The 18,334-nt window shown below is 58.0% G+C and carries 15 protein-coding genes; 5 read left to right on the top strand and 10 right to left on the bottom strand.

Going from position 1 to position 18,334, the window contains the following annotated elements; all coding sequences use genetic code 11:
- Nucleotides 1–379: 379 nt before the first annotated feature.
- Nucleotides 380–730 carry a phosphorylated adapter RNA export RNA-binding domain-containing protein gene (locus EYB53_RS03090; protein WP_135476603.1) on the top strand — a complete coding sequence of 117 codons (351 nt, stop codon included), beginning with the start codon at nucleotides 380–382 and terminating at the stop codon, nucleotides 728–730.
- A 2-nt stretch (nucleotides 731–732) separates the two neighbouring features.
- Entirely contained in the window at nucleotides 733–1,917 is a 1,185-nt protein-coding gene (locus tag EYB53_RS03085; RefSeq protein ID WP_135476601.1) for a diaminopropionate ammonia-lyase, read from the top strand.
- Nucleotides 1,918–2,251: 334 nt separating this feature from the next.
- On the opposite strand, the gene EYB53_RS03080 is transcribed toward EYB53_RS03085, so the two are convergent.
- Genes EYB53_RS03080 through EYB53_RS03070 form a run of 3 tightly spaced genes read right to left on the bottom strand, consistent with a single transcriptional unit; the run spans nucleotide 2,252 to nucleotide 4,504 of the window.
- Nucleotides 2,252–3,094, bottom strand: coding sequence for a PHP domain-containing protein (locus EYB53_RS03080; RefSeq protein ID WP_135476598.1), 843 nt, complete (start codon nucleotides 3,092–3,094; stop codon nucleotides 2,252–2,254).
- A gap of 7 nt (nucleotides 3,095–3,101) precedes the next feature.
- Complete coding sequence (locus EYB53_RS03075; protein WP_135476596.1) at nucleotides 3,102–3,962, bottom strand: DMT family transporter; 861 nt, start codon at nucleotides 3,960–3,962, stop codon at nucleotides 3,102–3,104.
- 5 nt (nucleotides 3,963–3,967) lie between these two features.
- Nucleotides 3,968–4,504 carry a rhodanese-like domain-containing protein gene (locus EYB53_RS03070; RefSeq protein ID WP_135476594.1) on the bottom strand — a complete coding sequence of 179 codons (537 nt, stop codon included), beginning with the start codon at nucleotides 4,502–4,504 and terminating at the stop codon, nucleotides 3,968–3,970.
- Between the two features lie 759 nt (nucleotides 4,505–5,263).
- On the opposite strand from EYB53_RS03070, the gene EYB53_RS03065 reads away from it, so the two are divergent.
- Nucleotides 5,264–6,232: an MBL fold metallo-hydrolase gene (locus EYB53_RS03065; RefSeq protein ID WP_135476592.1), complete on the top strand. Its 969-nt coding sequence runs from the start codon at nucleotides 5,264–5,266 to the stop codon at nucleotides 6,230–6,232.
- Between the two features lie 82 nt (nucleotides 6,233–6,314).
- Here the strand turns inward: EYB53_RS03065 and EYB53_RS03060 are convergent, their stop codons facing one another.
- From EYB53_RS03060 to EYB53_RS03030, 7 genes are all read right to left on the bottom strand, one after another.
- Nucleotides 6,315–6,629 carry a hypothetical protein gene (locus tag EYB53_RS03060; protein WP_097650461.1) on the bottom strand — a complete coding sequence of 105 codons (315 nt, stop codon included), beginning with the start codon at nucleotides 6,627–6,629 and terminating at the stop codon, nucleotides 6,315–6,317.
- A gap of 2 nt (nucleotides 6,630–6,631) precedes the next feature.
- A complete protein-coding gene (locus tag EYB53_RS03055) occupies nucleotides 6,632–7,858 on the bottom strand; it encodes a hypothetical protein (RefSeq protein WP_135476590.1) in 1,227 nt (408 codons plus the stop codon).
- 114 nt (nucleotides 7,859–7,972) lie between these two features.
- Entirely contained in the window at nucleotides 7,973–8,605 is a 633-nt protein-coding gene (locus EYB53_RS03050; protein WP_135476588.1) for a c-type cytochrome, read from the bottom strand.
- 10 nt (nucleotides 8,606–8,615) lie between these two features.
- Nucleotides 8,616–9,161 (bottom strand): DUF3341 domain-containing protein, encoded by a 546-nt coding sequence (locus tag EYB53_RS03045; protein ID WP_097650464.1) that lies wholly within the window; start codon nucleotides 9,159–9,161, stop codon nucleotides 8,616–8,618.
- A 68-nt stretch (nucleotides 9,162–9,229) separates the two neighbouring features.
- A complete protein-coding gene (nrfD, locus tag EYB53_RS03040) occupies nucleotides 9,230–10,675 on the bottom strand; it encodes an NrfD/PsrC family molybdoenzyme membrane anchor subunit (RefSeq protein ID WP_135476586.1) in 1,446 nt (481 codons plus the stop codon).
- Nucleotides 10,676–10,871: 196 nt separating this feature from the next.
- Complete coding sequence (locus tag EYB53_RS03035; RefSeq protein ID WP_135476584.1) at nucleotides 10,872–13,994, bottom strand: TAT-variant-translocated molybdopterin oxidoreductase; 3,123 nt, start codon at nucleotides 13,992–13,994, stop codon at nucleotides 10,872–10,874.
- Nucleotides 13,995–14,214: 220 nt separating this feature from the next.
- Nucleotides 14,215–14,874 carry a cytochrome c3 family protein gene (locus EYB53_RS03030; protein ID WP_135476581.1) on the bottom strand — a complete coding sequence of 220 codons (660 nt, stop codon included), beginning with the start codon at nucleotides 14,872–14,874 and terminating at the stop codon, nucleotides 14,215–14,217.
- A gap of 331 nt (nucleotides 14,875–15,205) precedes the next feature.
- Here EYB53_RS03030 and EYB53_RS03025 point away from each other — a divergent pair, with 331 nt between their 5' ends.
- Both EYB53_RS03025 and EYB53_RS03020 read left to right on the top strand, forming a co-directional pair.
- Nucleotides 15,206–15,973, top strand: coding sequence for an EI24 domain-containing protein (locus EYB53_RS03025; protein ID WP_135476579.1), 768 nt, complete (start codon nucleotides 15,206–15,208; stop codon nucleotides 15,971–15,973).
- A 263-nt stretch (nucleotides 15,974–16,236) separates the two neighbouring features.
- The gene (locus EYB53_RS03020; RefSeq protein ID WP_167857230.1) at nucleotides 16,237–18,270 is read left to right on the top strand and encodes a leucine-rich repeat domain-containing protein; all 2,034 of its coding nucleotides are present in this window, start codon (nucleotides 16,237–16,239) and stop codon (nucleotides 18,268–18,270) included.
- Nucleotides 18,271–18,334 lie beyond the last annotated feature (64 nt).

Genomic DNA, 18,334 nt, shown 5'->3' with positions numbered 1-18,334 from the left:
CCGCGATCTTTGGGGGAACGGAGCGGTGTCCCGGCGCACACCTGGCAGGTTTGATGGGGTGGCGCGCCGCCGCGATCTTTGGGGGAACGGAGCGGTGTCCCGGCGCACACCTGGCAGGTTTGATAGCGCGCACGGGAACGCCCGTGACAGAGCAGGTGAAACCCTTTGACGGGTGAGCGCACCTACACCACAACCTTTGCGCCTTCGCGCCTTGGCGTCAAAACAACGCGTCTTCTGTACAAAGAGCTCGCTTACGCGCCCGTCACAAGTACCAGAACATTACCAGCATCTGCAAAACGTGCGTTATAATGTCAATCTAATTCTTCGCCTGCAACTGCCCACAGATAGTGCGCATTGCCCATACCAAAGGAGTGCAAAGATGCGTGGAAGTCGTCAGCGTGAGCGCCATGACCGTGAAGAGCAGCAGCGCCAGGCTGAAATTGCCCAACGCCAGGCTGTTCGCAAAGTGCGGCAGACGATAGAACATATCGCCACAACGCTTGGCGAGACCGAAGAGCGCCAGTTAGCCCAGATTACCCGCGTCGTCGAGGTGTGTGGCGTCGATGAGAGCATGGCCCTCCTCGAAGAGACGCTCCAGATTGAAGCGAATGGCGGCATGATGACCGCCGATGGCGCCCGGCGTCGTTCGCCTGGCGGGGCCTATATGACGTTGCTCAAAAAGCGCCTCAAAGAGAGCGGGCGCAAAGACGATCTCAAGCGCATCATCTAGTTATGTATACCATCCGCGCCTTCCACAATCAGTCCGTCAGGGAGACCGAGCCTCACTCGGTGATCGATCGGTCTCCCCTCGCGTTTCACCAACGCCTGCCCGGGTATACCCCGACACCACTCATCGATGTGCCCGCGCTCGCCCACGAACTCGGCATCGCCCGACTCTGGGTCAAGCGCGAAACAAGCCGACTGGCAATGCCCTCTTTCAAGATCCTTGGGGCTTCCTGGGCGGTCTATCAGGCCCTCATCACCCGGCTCGGCACCACACCATCCTGGCAGAGTCTCGAGGAGCTGGCCACTGCGGTTGCGCCCCTCCAACCTCTCACTCTCGCTGCCGCCACCGATGGCAACCACGGTCGTGCCGTCGCACGCATGGCCGCACTGCTCGGCTGTCGCGCCCGCATCTTTGTCCCTGTCGGCACCGCCGAGGCCCGGATCACAGCGATTCAAGCTGAAGGTGCCGAGGTACTCGTTGTCGAAGGTACCTACGATGACGCGATTGTTCGCTCAGCCCAGGAAGCCGGACCCCACTGCCTCGTCATCTCCGATACCTCCTGGCCCGGCTACGAGGCTATTCCCCGCCACGTCATCGAAGGCTACAGCACCATCGGCTGGGAAGTTGACGACGAACTCGAACGCCGCGATGAAGACCCGCCCGATCTCGTGGTTGTTCAGATGGGGGTTGGAGCGCTCGCTGCCGCTATCACCAGCCACTATCGGCGGCCAGCCTATGCCGTGCCACCACGCATCATCGGGGTCGAACCGACGCGAGCCGCCTGCATTCTCGCCTCAATGGAAGCAGGCACGCTGACGACGATCCCCGGCCCCCACGACTCAATCATGGCCGGGCTCAACTGTGGGGCACCTTCCCTCATTGCCTGGCCCATTATCTCAGCCGGCATCAATCTCTTTCTGGCAATTGACGACCAGTATGCGTGTACGGGGGTACGCCGCCTCGCGCAGGCAGGCATTATCGCCGGCGAAACCGGAGCCGCAGGCCTCGGTGGGTTACTCGCCCTACGTGACAACCCGCGCATCGCCGCCGCCATCGGCCTCCGCTCTACCTCACGCGTCCTCGTCATCTGCACCGAAGGAGCCACCGACCCCGACGCCCACGCCCGCATCCTTGCCAGCGATTGCCGCACCGACTGCCTTCACGGGCAAGCCTGCATGCCCACCCCGTAGGGGCACGGCTTGCCCGTGCCCGCGCCCCGCCCGTGCCCCGCCCGTGCCCCCGTAGGGGCACGGCTTGCCCGTGCCCCTGCCGCCGTGCCCACCGTGCCCCTACGGGGTGCCCCCGCGCCGTGCCCCGCCCCGCCCGTGCCCCGCCCGTGCCCCCCTGCCGCCGTACGGGCACGGGCAAGCCGTGCCCCTACGCCGTGCCCCGCCCCGGCCCCGCCCCGGCCCCGTACGGGCACGGCGTCGCCGTGCCCCCGCCCCGCCCGTGCCCCCACGCCGTGCCCCCGCCGGCGTAGGGGCACGGGCAAGCCGTGCCCCTACGTCGTGCCCCCCGCCATATTCACGGACAGGTGCTTCCGCCAGCCAGGCCGTTCCCCTCAAGCAACGTCACCAGGGCAGGATCCAACGCCGCCAAGGCCTGCGACGGATGGTGCGAGTCAGATCCGCCACTCACCAGCAGGCCATATTTCGCAGCAAGCGTTCGGTAGAACTGCTCCTGCGCCGGGGTGTGCGTTGGATAATAGACTTCAAGCCCATCCAGGCCCGCCTCCACCAGCGCGGCAATATCTGCCTCATCCGCCGGGATCGCATATACCCCTTTGCTGCGCCCGGGGTGCGCCAGCACGACAAGACCGCGCAGCGTATGCGCCACGTCGATGATCTCGGCCACACGCAACGGCTGATACGAACCAGGGCGTTCCTGGAGCAAAAAGCGCATCCCGGCGGCTTCGTCATCTTCGCCCGCCACGCGCCCGGGCAAGCTATTGCCACGGGCCAACGCCGTCGCAACTTCAGCCACATTGGGGGCACGTCCGAGCTCTTCCAACCCCTCCAGACGAAACCCCTCGGCAGGCAGTTCGCGCCGTAGGCGTTCAGCATCAGCTAGATTGCGTTCAAAGACCGCCGCGCACAACGCCACCAGTGCCGGGGCCTCGGGATCAACCCCATAGACCAGCGTATGCCAGAGCTTGCCCCCATCCGCGCTGTCCAATTCCACCCCGGGGATAACCCGCACCCCGTGCCGCTGGCCCGCCGCCATCAACGGGGCCACGCCCGCAGTCGTATTATGGTCAGTCGCCGCAATCACCGTCAACCCACGGGCAACTGCCGTCGCCGCCAGCGCGTCGGGCGTCCACGTCGCATGATGCGGCGTGGCCGTCGTATGAATATGCAAATCAATCATGCCAGCTTCACTTACGCAAGTTAATCCAGTTCCCAAAAAGCATCACCGCCGCCCCGACCAGCACCAGCAGATCAAGTGGTTCCTGATAGAGCAACGCCCCGACAATCGCCACCAGGGGCAACCGGAGAAAATCCAGCGTGACGACCACCGTCGCTTCCGCCACCTTCAGCGCACGCGCCATGCAGTAGTGGGCCGTCAGCGCCGCAACCCCGACAACCCCTAGCCACGGCCAGAGTTCAAGTGCAGGTATCTGCCAACTGGACAGGGCCGGGATCAGGCCCATTGGCAACTGAAGCACTGTCATATAAAAAAGGATCGTCAGCGGCGTATCGTGCAGCGCAAGCTTGCGCGTCAACGTATGCGAGAGCGCATAGCCCACGGCCCCTGCCAGCACAGCCAGAGCCGCCGGATGGATCACCTGAAAGCCAGGCCGCAGGATAATGATCAGCCCGACCATCCCAAACCCAATCGCCGTCACCCGCTGAACCGTAATTCGTTCCCGCAGAATCAGCGCCGCGAGGAGCGCCGTCCAGATCGGCACGGTAAACTCAAGCGCAAAGACCTCGGCCAGGGGAATAAAGGCCAACCCGTAGAACCAGCCAAACTGCCCCCCGAAATGAGCCAGATTGCGCACGAAATGCAGCCCCAGGTGCGGCGTGCGCACCTGATGCCAACCCGTTCGCCACATCAGCAGGCTCACCACAAAGAGGCCGATCACGCTGCGGAAAAAGAGGATCTGAAAGGTACTCAACGCACCGGTAAGCTCACGCCCACCGACCGCCATCGCCGTAAACGAAAAGAGCGCCCCACTCATCCAGAGGGCTGCCACCACCATCGCACTAGGGGGAGCCAATTGTTTCGAGGCCATACACCCTACTCAACAGGATGGCCGGCATCGCGCCACGCCTGAAACCCACCCTCAAGCGCGATCACCTGGGGAAAGCCCTGTTCCATAAAGATTTGCGCCCCACGCTGCCCCGAATCAGGACGCGCCGCATCTCCATACGCAATAATGACCGCCCCCTCGGGCAACGTACGCAAGCGTTCTTCTAGTTCACGCGAGGTAATCGTCAAGGCCCCGGGGATATGCCCCTCGCCATACGCCGAACCAGAACGCACATCAATAAAGATCGACTGGCCGGCATCAAAATAGGCCCGTGCCTCAGTATGACTGATCACCTGCACCACAGGGCCAGCCGGGTCAACTGAACCATGAACGACCCCCGGCGACTCAACCGATCCCGCCGCGACAGCCGTCTCTGGCGTAGCAGGCATACTCTGCTCCACCGCCGCTGGCCGTATCGTCAACACAACCGCCACAATCGCAGCCAGCATCAGCAAAAGACCAACCACAGCAGGCATCAACCACCCAGGTGTTTCGCGCTGCTCATCATCATTGTATGTTGTCATACATTCTCACTTCAATCCTCATCCCGAATTATACCAAGTACCTCAAATAATCCGGTAGTGCCAACTTCAGTCGGCTTCCGGCTCAGCCGACTGAAGTCGGCACTACCATATACCCGATTTAATATTAAATATTCATAAGTCGGCACTACGAGTCGAGGATCAAGCTGATCTGGCCCTTCTGAAACCATGCCTAAGGATCAAAGCGAAGAATCCCTGGCGTGCCATCCGCCCGAGATGCTTTGCTGCACTCAGCCTGACCAAAGCGACCGCGTAACTGCTCACATGTGGGGGAACAGACAAGCCTAGAATCAAGGTCGTCCCTTCCGCAGGGTCGATTTATTGTAACACAGACCTCTAGGGCGATTGCATCTTCCGTGTAGGCACCCCGCCAAGGCACCCGCCAGGGGTGCCCCTACATCGGATGCGGCCTCGCCCCGGTACGGGCACCCCGCCAAGGCACGCGCCAGGGCACCCCTTGCGGGTGCCCCTACATCGGATGCGGCCTCGCCCCGGTACGGGCACCCCTTGCGGGTGCCCCGCCCCGGTACGGGCACCCCTTGCGGGTGCCCCGTTGCATCCGATTTCGTATGATGCAATCGCCCTACCCAGACCCCCTGGAACCATTCCTTCTCTTGCACAGAGATGGTAGACTAACACCAGATGTCACATTCATTCATTCGTGGCCCCCATTCGTGGTCGGCGAACAATGTCGGCAAACGTCCTTCACACCCTACGCACCCGAATCATAGGAAAATCAAGATGCCCTTTCACGAAGTTGCGCCCAACATCTATCTTGTCGCCCTCCCTTTACCTTTTGCCCTCAACAGCGTCAACTGCTACCTCTTGCGTGATGAGGATGGCTGGACAATTCTCGACACGGGCTTGCATACACGCGCTGGCGAAGCAGCCTGGCGGGAAACGTTTGAAGAACTCAGGATTGAACCTGCCGCCATTCACCAGATTGTCGTGACGCACTATCACCCGGATCACTTCGGGATGGCCGGCTGGCTCCAGGAACTGACTGGGGCACCAGTCCTGATGGCCCCGCGTGAACGCGAACTGGCACACCTCTCATGGGGCCTGCCCGTAGATCAACAGGATCCCATCATCCCGCTGTTACAGGCTCACGGCGTACCAATGAGCAACGTCGAACCCATCGAGGTCGCGCTGGCACGCCTCCGTGCGGCAACACAGCCAATGCCAAACATAACCCCCCTGGAACCAGGCAGCACGCTGATGATGGGCGGACGGTCATACGAGGCGCTCTACGCACCAGGGCACAGCGACAGCCAGTTGATCTTCTACGCCGCCGAGGAACGCCTGGTCTTCTGTGGCGATCAGGTGCTCAACAAGATCACGCCGCACATCGGCGTCTGGCCCACCAGTGAGCCTGACCCACTGGGACGTTACCTGCGCTCACTCGGTGCCCTGAGCAAGCTTGACGTCGCCCTCGCCTTACCAGGCCACAAAACCCTGATCAACAACTGGCACGAGCGCATCAGCGCCATTCAGACCCACCACGACCTGCGGCTCGACGCAATGCGCAGCGCCGTCGGCAACACAGCCGCCACAGCCTACGACGTCGTGGGACGGGTCTTCCCATATGACCGCTTTAGCCCACACGAACAGCGTTTTGCGCTTGCTGAAACCCTCGCCCACCTCGAATACCTCGTCGCTCAGAACGAACTCGAGCGCGACCAGGGGCCGCCAATTCGCTACCACGCCTAACAACGCAGATCAGGTCATGCGACACGAAAAACTGCCAGCAAAGCTGGCAGTTTTTCGTGTCGTACGGCTGTAAAAGACAACGCTAGGGGTTCGCAACCGGCGCATCGCGGGTAGGCAAACCACGCTCAGCAATCAGTTCCATCGCCCGGTCAATCGGGATATGGACATTGCCTTCGAGCGTATAGCCATAGCTACTCAACAGGGTTTGATCAGGCCCAACATAATCACGGTAGCTAGGGCCAGAAATCGGATCCGCGCTCGGCACAAACGGCACGCGGCCCGCCAGCAGGACAGCAATGCTCACAATGACAAAGACGGTCAACATCAGAGCCATCAAACGACCTGCGGAAGGCAACTGCGGCTCGTCCTGAACAGAAGGAGAAAAGCGGTAATTCATAACTAATGATGCCCTCCGGCGTGCAACGAGTCCATTTGAGGATCGTTGAGCGGCAGCAGCGAGGCCCGCTGCATATTCCAGGCCCAGATCGCCAGCCAGACCCCAAAGAGGCCAACCGGTGCGGCCAGGTTCACCCAGCTAATCTGTGTCACCTGCTCGTGGAACTCAGGCAAAATAACCCAGACCATATCAACGACACGCATAAATAAGATCACGAGCGCAATCTGCGCGAGACGGTTCAAGTTCCGCTTGTTGCCACGGCTCAGCAGCGCAAGGAACGGCGCAAAGAACGAAAGCGCCATCAACAGCAACGAAACATACACCCACCCGCCATCAATGCGTCGCGCATACCAGGGGGTAAATTCAGCAACATCGCCCGACCAGATAATCACAAACTGCCCAAAAGAGACATATGTCCAGAGGATTGTAAAGGCAAAGAGCAGTTTGCCCAGATCGTGGATCGGCTTGATCGGCACGTGCTCTTCAAAGATGGCCGTATGGCGGATCTGGGTCAGGGCAAGAATGATAAAGGCAAGCGTCCCGAGCCCGGCATTGACCATATAATGCACACCATACATGGTCGAGTACCAGTGCGCATCGAGTGAAAGGCCAACATCCAGCGCAAAGAAGGTGACACTCATCACAAAAAGGGCTGTGCCAATGCCACTGAGTTTGCGCATCCGGTCAACCATCGCCAGACTCTTGGCCCCGCGATCCTGTTGAAGCGACCAACTGCGCAACAGCAGCGCCAGGCCACTCCAGATCACAAAGTAGATGACCATCCGGGCCGCAAACCATGCCGGGCTAAGCCAGGGCACCTTATGGGCAACCAGGGGGTCAAAATTCTCACCACCGGGCGTCACCACACTGGGGTCAGACCATTGGTAGATGAAAAGATCAAGGTTCAAGAAGTTATAGACGGTCAGCACCACCGGCACGCTGAGGATAAAGAAGATCGGCAGCGCCAGCGCCCCAGCTTCAAGCATACGACGGCTCATAACGCCCCAGGCCCCACCCGTCAGATGCTGGATCATCAAAAAGGCGAGACAGCCAAGCGGGAAGGCCATCACAAAATAGAAGCCGAAGATATAAGACTCGAGAAAAACTTGCGGATTGATGAAAAAGCCAAGCGCCAGCAAAGCCAAGCCAATCACCGCCGCGCCGATTCCAAACAACTGAAGCCGGTTCAACTGTGGAACCTGAGACCGAGAAAGTGTCGTCGTCGCCATACTCAACCTTTATTCTACGCTACAGAAGACCGGATACAGGCTACAGGAGGCGGAGGCAGGGTGATGGAGTCCGCATTGCGTTCTCCCTGACATCCACCCCTGCATACTGCCTCGTCAGTTACCGAGCGTGCTGCGCTGATCGGGCGGAACATCACTCAGCGTGGCATTCTGGCTCAACTGAAGTGCGCGGATATACGCGGCAATGGCCCAGCGGTCTTCTGGCGCGATGCGTGAGGCATACGAGTACATTGACTGATAGCCATCAGCCGCAGGATCGCCACGATAGACCCCAACCGTAATGATATTGTAGAAGTGACCAATCGGCGCATCACGCAGGCGTTGCTGATGGAAATTAGCCGGAACAATACCGCCCCGCTGGGCCACCATACTCTGGCCGTAGCCAGCCACACCGTGGCAGACCGAGCACCAGATATCATACTGTTCCTGGCCGCGTTCCAGCAATTCACGCGAGACCGTGAAGGGCATCACATCACCTTCAACGCCATCAATCAAACCGGTATAGAGATACTCATCCGTACGGGCCTGACCGAAGGCAACGGTACCAGGCACCTGCGAACGAGCACTGCGCCCATCCTCAAAAAAACTGGACGGCTCATACGTACGCAGGCTCGGCTGCTGATACATATCCTGGTGACAGGCGGTCAGCGCAAAAGCCAGGAGCACAAGCCAGCCGTACCGAACAAAACGGGTCAGCATCAACGGACAACGGGAGCGTAGCGTCTGCATGGTGGCCCCCCTAGTGGGCAACTTCAGAAACCTGCAGCGGGCCAAGGCTGCGCAGGAACTGAGATGTCTGCGAACGGTCAAACAACGGGTCGGTCGCCTCAATGCACAGGAAGAAGGCATCCTGTGATGCCCGGTCAAACCGAGGTGCATTGAAGGCAGGATGATAGGGCATCGGCAGGCCATTCAGCACCACCATCGAGATCGCGGCGGTGAAGGCGGCAAAGAGGATGCCCAACTCAAAGGTAATCGGGATCATTGACGGCCAGTTGGAAATATCGAGCGGACGGCCACCGATATTCAACGGATAATCAACAATATTCCCGATATACTGCAGGATAAACCCGGCGGCGGCCCCAGTAAGGCCAGCAATCAACACCAGGAGCGGTATACCAGTATTGCCGGGGGCAACTTCTTCGATAACCTCTTCGATCGGGAAAGGCGTATAGGCGTCCATTTTGCTATAACCTGCCGCCTTGGCCTTGTGCGTGGCCTCAATGAGCGCAGCAGGAGTCTGGAACTCTGCCATCACACCGTAGATGTCGCTGCGATTCTGCATAATCTACTCTCGCTAGGATTACGTTCCTCAGGGGTAATACGTGCTCACCCCTGAGGACATCATGCCACTCAGTCAGCCGAAGCCGGATTGCTTTCGCCGCCTGTATGTGAAGAATGCGACGTCCGATGGAGTCGTTCTTCCTCCTGGTACTGGAAAAGCCGCATCTCAAAGATATTAATCATCGGCATCACGCGGATGAAGAGGAAGAGCAGGGTAAAGAAGAGCCCGAAGGTACCCAGATAGAGTGACCAGTCCCAGAACGTTGGCACATACTGCCCCCACGATGAGGGAAGGAAATCACGCTCAAGCGAGATGACAATGATCACATACCGCTCAAGCCACATCCCGATACTAATAATGACCGAGATAACCAGCAGGGCGGGAATGCTCTGACGTACCCGTTTGAACCAGAGCGGCTGAATAGCCACGGCATTACAGAAGAGCAAGCCAAAGTAGGCCCAGGCACTCGGCCCATTCAGGCGGTTAAAGAGCAAATACTCTTCAAAGACACTGCCACCATAGAGTGCCGCCCAGACCTCCATAAAGTAGCCATAGACGACGATCATCCCCGTCGTCAACATCACCTTCGCCATCACATCAAGGTGGCGCATCGTGATATAGCTCTGGAAGCCATAGATCTGGCGCACCGGGATCATCAGGAGCAGCACCATCGCAAACCCGGCAAAGACCGCACCGGCAACGAAGTAGGGTGGGAAGACGGTGACTTGCCAACCGGGCACCTGGGAAATGGCAAAGTCGAGCGAGATAATCGAGTGAACCGAGACCACCAGTGGGGTTGAGAGACCTGCCAGCAAAAGCGAAGCCATCTCATAGCGATGCCAGTGGCGGGCCGACCCACGCCAACCGAGCGCCGCGAGGCCATAGGTGCGCTTGGCCCAGATATTGGTTGAACGATCGCGCAGCGTTGCAAAGTCAGGCAACAGACCAACCAGCCAGAAGACAAGCGACACACTGGCATAGGTCGAGATCGCAAAGACGTCCCAGTCGAGCGGACTACGGAAGTTGGGCCACATCCCGTGGGTATTGGGATAGGGGATCAACCAGTAGAAAAGCCACGGACGCCCGAGGTGCAGAATAGGATACATCCCGGCACAGGCGACCGCAAAGAGCGTCATTGCTTCAGCAAAGCGGTTAATCGAGTTACGCCAACCCTGGTTCAGCAACAAGAGAATAGCTGAGATCAGCGTACCAGCGTGACCAATACCGATCCACCAGACGAAGTTGATGATATCCATACCCCAGGCGACCGGAACATTGATACCCCAGACACCAACGCCTCGGAAGAGCAACCAGGTCACGGACATCAAAAAGATCATCAAGAGGACGAAAGAGATGGAGAAACCAATCAGCCACCCTTTCGGGGTCTTGAGCGGACTCACGAGCGGTACATCGCCGATCTTCTGGGTCATCGACGTATACGTCTCGCCAGGGAGGAGGTAGGACTCCCCCGGATCGGGCGGCGGCGTGTTGCGAAGGGGTTGCGCCTGTGCCATGACTATCCTTAAACTAGGTCTGCTGGCCTGACACCGCCTGCCTTATGCAGTGCCATGCAAGAACAACGCGGCCAGGATCGAATCTGATCCTGGAGGGTGGCCAGCGCGTGCGTCAGCCATACCCATGTGGACGTGAAACCATCATCCAGACTGGGTCAGGGGACAAAGCCGGGGTTGGTCAGCCCCGGCCTAGCCGCTAGCCGGCATGCTCATCATCTTCTTCATGTTCGAGAGTCGCATTTGGATTACGCACCCGAGCAAGATAGGTCGTACGTGGGAAGGTATTCAATAAGCCCAGGAACTTGTAGTTATGACCTTCAGCTTTCCATTTCGCGACGCGGCTTCCGGGATCATTGATGTCACCGAAAACAATCGCCTGGGTGGGACACGCTGCTTCACACGCCGTCGCAATCACCTCATCCTCAATCACGTACTCCTGCTGACCGGCGGCGACCGCAGCTCGTTTGGCGGCCTGGCGAGCTGCACTGATACGCTGGACACAATACGTACATTTCTCCATCACACCACGATTGCGAACCGTCACATCAGGATTGCGCATCAACTGGAAGCTCGCCGTGTTGAGGTCAGTGTATTGGAAGAAGTTGAAGCGGCGCACCTTGTAAGGACAGTTATTCGAGCAATACTTGGTGCCAACACAGCGATTATACACCATGTTGTTCAACCCTTCATAGTCATGAACGGTTGCTGCAACTGGGCAAACCACTTCACATGGGGCATGTTCGCACTGCACGCAGCCCAGTGGTAACAAGAAGGTCGAGGGATTGTCAAGATCCGCCCCCGCAAAGTAGCGGTCAATCCGCAGCCAGTGCATCTCACGCCCCACGGCCACCTGATCCTTGCCAACGACCGGGATATTATTCTCGGCCTGGCATGCCGCAATACAGGCATTGCAGCCGATACAGGCATTGAGGTTGATGGTCATACCCCAGGCATTGCGGCCTGTGTAATCGACCCCCGGCTGGAGGCCAACATAGCCCTCGGTGCCAGGACCGGGCGTATCTTTGCCATAGTGGTGCTGATAGACCTTCTTGGCAATATACTTGGGATCTTCTTTGAAGCGCTCGAAGATGCCAACCCGATAAATATCGCGCTCCATCATTGTCCAGTGGTTCTGGGTCGAGACAAGCTGGTAGTTACGCCCACTGTTGACCGCCTGCGCCCCGGTACCAAACCAGAGGGCATCACTGGTACGCAGCGGATAGACATTCACGCCCACACCATCGCCGACACGCCCAGCGGCCGTACGCCCATAGCCAAGCGTGACCGTAATCGAGTCTTCAGCGTGTCCAGGCGTAATCCAGAGGGGCATCTGCATTGTGCCACCACGATACTCGATCGTGACGACCGTACCATTTGCCGACGTGAGCTGTTCGAGCGCATTAGACCGTTCGAGCTCATCGCTCTTATGCAGGTCATCAACACTGAACGGAAGGCCGAGCAGGCGGATGGCGGTGCTCGCATTCATCAGGGCCGCGTTATCCCAAACCAGTTTATTCAATGGACGGGGCAATTCCATCAACCAGCCGTTATTGGCATAGCTGCCGTCCCAGATGGATGGATCGGGGCGGAAGACCACCTCGAGACCTTCGGCAACGGGAGGCAACTGGATCGCACCGAGTTGCAGCGCGGGCGTCACCGTTGGTGCAGCACTGCCATTAATCACACCATTGGCGAGCGAAGTCTGCCAGAAGGCCTCGAAACTACCATTCGCGAGTTCACTGGTTTGCCAATAGGCACGCACAAGATCGTAGGCACTGGCCTCGGGCTGCCGCAAGAGCGCGGCCATCACCTGATGGACGGTTTTACCGCCATAGAGTGGCTCGATCAACGGCTGGATAAACGAGACCGTGCCATCAAAGGCACGGGCATCGCTCCAGGTTTCAAGGGTGTGAGTTGCAGGAATATGCCACGTCGCGAGGTTCGAGGTCTCATTGACAAAGAGGCTATGATGCACCGTGAGGGACACTTGTTGCATCGCATCAGCGAAGCGCAGATCACCGGGGGCATCATACACGGGATTGCCACCCAAGATAAAGAGCGCCTCAACAAGGCCAGCATTCACCTCATTGATCAGGTTCGCGAGCTCACCGACCTGGCGGGTCGGGCGGGCCTCAACTGGCTCGGTATAGATCACGGTCTGACCAACATTGCCGAGGGCCGCATTGATCGCGTGGGCAAGGGCATGCACCTGGGGCGGCTGCTGATCACCGGCCATCACCAGACTGGAGCCAGGCTGCGCCTGGAGATCGGCCACCACAGCATCAACAAAAGCCGTTGCGTCGGGCGAGAGCGCCGGGGCTGAGCCAGTTCCAAGCCGGGCGAGGATCGCCGCAGCGACACTGGCAACCTCACTTGCCTTGAGGGGCAAGCGATGATCGGCGGTCGCACCAGTGGTCGACGGTGAAGCCTCAACCACATAAAGCCGGTTCATCGTGGTGCTCTCTTTGGTGACCCGGCGAGCATCAACAAAAGCCCGCGCATAGGGCAGGAAACCGGGGCCAGGAGCCAAGAAATCGGCATCAAGGGCGACAACCACATTCGCCTGAGCAAAGTTGTAGCGCGTGGAGACATACTCACCAAAAGCGAGCAGCGCCCCTTCGTAGACATTATCGCGATTCATTGGCTCGTACTGATACCAGCGTGCCTGCGGGAAAGCGGCCTGGAAAGCCGCAAGTTGGGCCGCGAGCGTTGGCGACGTCACGGTTGGGGTCAACAGACGCAAACCGGCACCCTGGGTCGCCCCCTGCGCTGCCAGGCTATTATTGACGGTAGTCACAAAATCATCCCAACTGCTCGACGCACCGGCATTGAGCACCGTCTGCGAGCGGTCGGGGTCATACATCGTCAAAATCTCGGCCTGAGTAAAGATATCGGTGGCCCCGAGGCTCGCCGGATGCAGGGGATTACCCTCAATCTTGGTTGGGCGGCCATCGTTCGAACGCACGAGCACACCCGACGCGTACCCATTGAGGGTTACAGCTGAGGCGAAAAACTGCGGAATCCCCGGAACACGTCCTTCAGGCTGTTGAACAAAAGGTGCAATCTGTTCAGGACGCATGTAGGTACAACCCGTCACGCCAGCGAGGGCGAGGGACGCACCCATTAACTTCAGGAACGTACGACGTGTCACCGGATCTGGCATCTCAGACGCTCCACGAGGGAACTCACGCTCAACCAATTCGCGGAATTCAGGGGTATCAGCGAGTTGATCGAGCGAGCGCCAGAACTGCTTGCCGTTTGACGAGCGAAGTTGCTCGCGGATGGCTTCGAGGTCAGAATTCGGGGTGGTGCTTGTCATTGCCACTGTCGCTTTACTTCTGGGTAGTTTATCGCTCGGCGAGGGGAAGGTACCAGCACCTTCCGAACGAGGAACTACATTGTCTGAGCTACGGCCTACGTTTCACCACAATGCTCACGGAAGTTGAACCATAGCATTCAACCTGAGGCTCTTGTGCAACCTTCACAGTCTCCAACAAGAAGGCATCCCACAGGCAGAGGGGATGCTAGGTGATTCAGGGTTACCGATGGCACACCCAACAGTTCGTCAACTGATCGGGATGCATCACACCATACTCAGCGACAAGTTGCTGCCCAAGGGCCGTTTGATTGGCAGGCTGGACATATTCCATGTTGTAGACTTCGTCGCGAGGGCGGAGATACTCTTCAGGGTTACGGTGGCAATTGAGACACCAACCCATATAGAAGGCCTGAGTTTGCCAGACCACGGGCATTTCATTGACCTGACCATGGCATGTCGAGCAACCCACACCCTTATTGACGTGGATCGCATGGTTGAAATAGACAAAATCAGGCACCTTATGCACCGTCTCCCAGAGGATCGGCAGACCCGTTTCATAGCTCTCAACCACGAGTGCGAGATTGGGGCTGTAGGTCAGAATCTGCGAGTGACAGGTCATACAGGTCTCAGTGGCAGGGATGTTGGCAAAATAGGACTGATTGACCGAGACATGGCAATAACGGCAATCAATACCCAGATTATCAGCATGAATCTGATGGCTAAAAGCCACTGGCTGCTCGACAGCAACATTAATCTGTCGAAAATAGTTGGAGCGGAAATAGACGGCGGTAATCAGGGCGATCTCGGCGATCAGCAGGAGGCTGGCAAAAATGCTCAGCCGGGCCAGTAGATTGGCGTTACGGGGAAAAATCTGTCCCATGCCTCATAACCTTCTAGGGGACCCCTGTGCAGGAAAGAGCTTTTCCTTATTATAGCGCTCTTTGCTTTTGTGTCAACCAAACGGCTTGCACCATCGCCCATCAACAAGCAGAGTTATGTGAAGATAACGCCACAAATGATGTGTTCTGCATTACAGTAGAACTATCTTGCGATTTACATATAATGCATTATGCTGCATTCTAAGAGGTCGCAAAGAGGAAAAGTTGCGCTATTCCTGGAGAGAAAAAAGACCCGGCACACGAGTTGCACGTCACGTCAGATGATGTCATGATACACAATACTAACGTGAGTTACAGAGAGATGGAGATCCTATGGACTTGCTGGCTGGCGTAATCTATCCTTTCCGAGCACTCCAACTGATCAATCAGACGCGTCGCCTCTGGGGGTATATCGTGATCCCGGTGCTGGTCAATCTGGTGGTGGGAGCGTTGCTCTACCTCGGGTTATTTGTGGCCTTGATGCAACAACTTCAGGCCCGACTTGACCAGAGCACCGTGTTGAGCGGGGTTGTGCTGGCGATCCTCGGCGTCGTGCTGGCTGTCGGGTTGGCCATCACAATTGGTTTTTTGCTGGTGCGTTTTGGGGTGGTACTGGGGGCCCCCTGGTATAGCCAGCTTTCGGAAGAATTAGAGCGCATGATCCTTGGTGATCGGCCGCGCCCCGCGAAACCCAAGGCCACCGAGATGATCTATGATGTCTGGCGGGCACTGCTTTTTGAAGGCAAGAAGTTGCTGCTTTTGCTGGTGGGGTGGCTTTGTACGGTACCCCTGTTGCTCATTCCAGGGCTAGGGGGGGGGCTCTTTGCCACTTTATGGTTTGGCCTGGGGGGCGTGCTTTCGTGCCTTGATTTTTTTGATGGGCCCCAGGAACGGCGGCGCTTCAGCTTTCGCCAAAAACTCGGTACCGTTCGGGCAACGATGCCCGCCAGCCTGAGTTTCGGGGTCGTCGCCTTTGTGCTCGTCTCGATCCCACTGGTCAATCTCTTCGCGATCCCGCTCTGTGTGGTGGCTGGCAACCTCTTTGTCCTTGAGCAGATGCCAGAGAGGTTCCCCAAGACAGCAGCTAAGCCTGAGGCATAAGCACCCCGTATGGCGAGCTTTTGGCAGGTTTTCCCAGGCGATACATCCCTTTCATGGTTTTTTACATGCATTATTAAATAACAACAAAGTGTAAGGAAACCTTTTTTCACCATCCCCTGAAAAGACGCTATGATGAGGAAGGCTCTTCTGGCGAAGCATCCCTGCCATTGGGACGCCTGAGACCCTTCGCTCCGCTCAGGGTGACAACATAGCGGGAAGCTTCGTTGACACACTATAGATAAAGGGGAAGAATGATGTCTACGATGAAATGGATGCGGCACCTTGGCTTTATCCTTGCGCTGAGCCTGTTGCTTTCAGGCGGGATGAGTCTGCTGGCTGCGCCTCCTGGTGGGACAGTTCAGGAGGAGTTTGATTGTGCAACGGTCACCGACGTTTCACAGGAAGAGTGTGAAGGGCTGGTTGCCTTCTACCAGGCAACTGATGGCCCCAACTGGACGAATAATACCAACTGGCTGACAACCACCGAAGCCTGTACCTGGCACGGGATCTGGTGCGTACCCGGTGAGAATTATGTAAGTCAAATAAGCCTGCCTAATAACAGACTGAAGGGCGCGATCCCGCCTGAGTTCAGTCAACTCAGTAAGCTCAATTATCTCTTTTTATCGAATAATCAGATCACCGGGTTGCCCGAGAATCTTGGTAATCTGATCCAACTCGCACAGCTCATGATATCGCGCAACCAATTGACAAGCTTGCCTGAAAGCATCGGTCAGTTGAATCGCATGACCTTTCTGTGGATCGACAACAACCAGTTGACCAGTGTGCCTGCCTCGCTCGGCACCCTCAGCCAACTCGACTGGATGGATCTCTCGGGGAATCGGTTGACTAGTTTGCCAACAACCCTGGGCTCATTGAGCGCACTGCGGGGTCTCTATCTGAATAACAATGAACTGGCAAGCCTGCCTACCGAGCTTGGCAACCTGGACAACCTCGACACGCTGCATCTGCACAATAACCCCCTGACCGGGGAAGTGCCAGCGTTTTTGACCGGGCTGACCAAACTGGGGGAGAGCGGCATCTTCTATTTTGAGGCCCCGTTGACCTTCTACAATACAGGTTGGTGCGAACCAGCGAGTGGGCCAGTCGCTGATTGGCTTGAGGATGTTGAGATCTATGAAGGAACCGGGCTTGTCTGTGGAGCCGAGGCCGGCGGCATTAGTGGGCAAGTGACGACGGAAGAGAGCAGCGCCGCCGGGCGGGGCTTCTTGGGGCTCGCGGCTGACCTTGGGGCAACAGCGCGTCCCTTGGCCGGGATAGAAGTGCATCTCTATCGAGCGCTGGGGGGAGAAGACCCACACGGTCACGGCGAAATGCAGTGGTTGCTCGTTGGTCAGACCGCGAGCGATGCAGTCGGTAACTATCAGTTCGGAGGCCTCGGTCGGGGGATTGACTATCGGGTGCAGTTTGTTGACCCAACGCACTATTATGTCCCGCAGTACTACGACAACAAGGTTTCGGCTGAATTTTCGACCCCGGTCACAGTGACGCTGGCTAGCGTGCGTCCTGGCATTGATGCGGTGATGTACACCCCGCGCCCGCCAGCGGCAACCGTCGAGTCGGGAAGTGGCACTGTTGATTTCCGGCCAGATGGGACGGTCAGCATTCGGCAGACACGCGGCAATGTGACGGCCATTACCACAACCGTGACGATCACCTGTCCGGGGGGCGTAGAGCCTAGCAATGTGCGGTTGATCCTGTCACCGCCTGATAGCAACTACCCAATGGAGAAGATTGATACTGACGTCTATCAGGGCGTCGTTCCTGCCGATGATGTTGGCAGCGGAACGCTGACTGTAGCCTACACGTGTAACGGCAACGATGAGACGCTACCAATCGGACAGATTGTACTCTTTGATCCAAGTGGGATCGTGAGTGACGCCGAGACAGGCGCACCAGTTGTAGGCGCACGCGTGACCCTCTTCCATGTCCCGGGCTGGATGCCACGCACCGGACCAACGGACACCCGTCCGAATACGTGTGAATCACACCTTTCGAAGGCGGCTGACGCCCCGTGGAGTCAACCTGCACCAACGGATCTGGGCACGATTGTAAACCCGGAACTGACCCCGGTTGCCCCTGAGATCTCCTTCCAACATACTGATGCAACGGGCTATTACGGGTGGGATGTGTCGGAGGGTTGCTGGTATGTACGAGTCGAGGCGACTGGTTACACCACGCTGGTAAGCCCGGTGGTTGGAGTACCGCCAGAAGTGACGGATCTTGATCTAGTCTTGAGTCGTGTGCAGCGAGTCTTTGTGCCATTTCTTGCGCGATAGGGGGAAAGAGCCAGCGAGGGGTGAGCGCTTCGCGCTCACCCCTCGCTGGCACAGGTTATGCGTG

The organism is Candidatus Chloroploca mongolica (assembly GCF_004762035.2).
Classification (GTDB): Bacteria; Chloroflexota; Chloroflexia; order Chloroflexales; family Chloroflexaceae; genus Chloroploca; species Chloroploca mongolica.
This window is presented reverse-complemented; position numbering and strand designations above follow the sequence as displayed.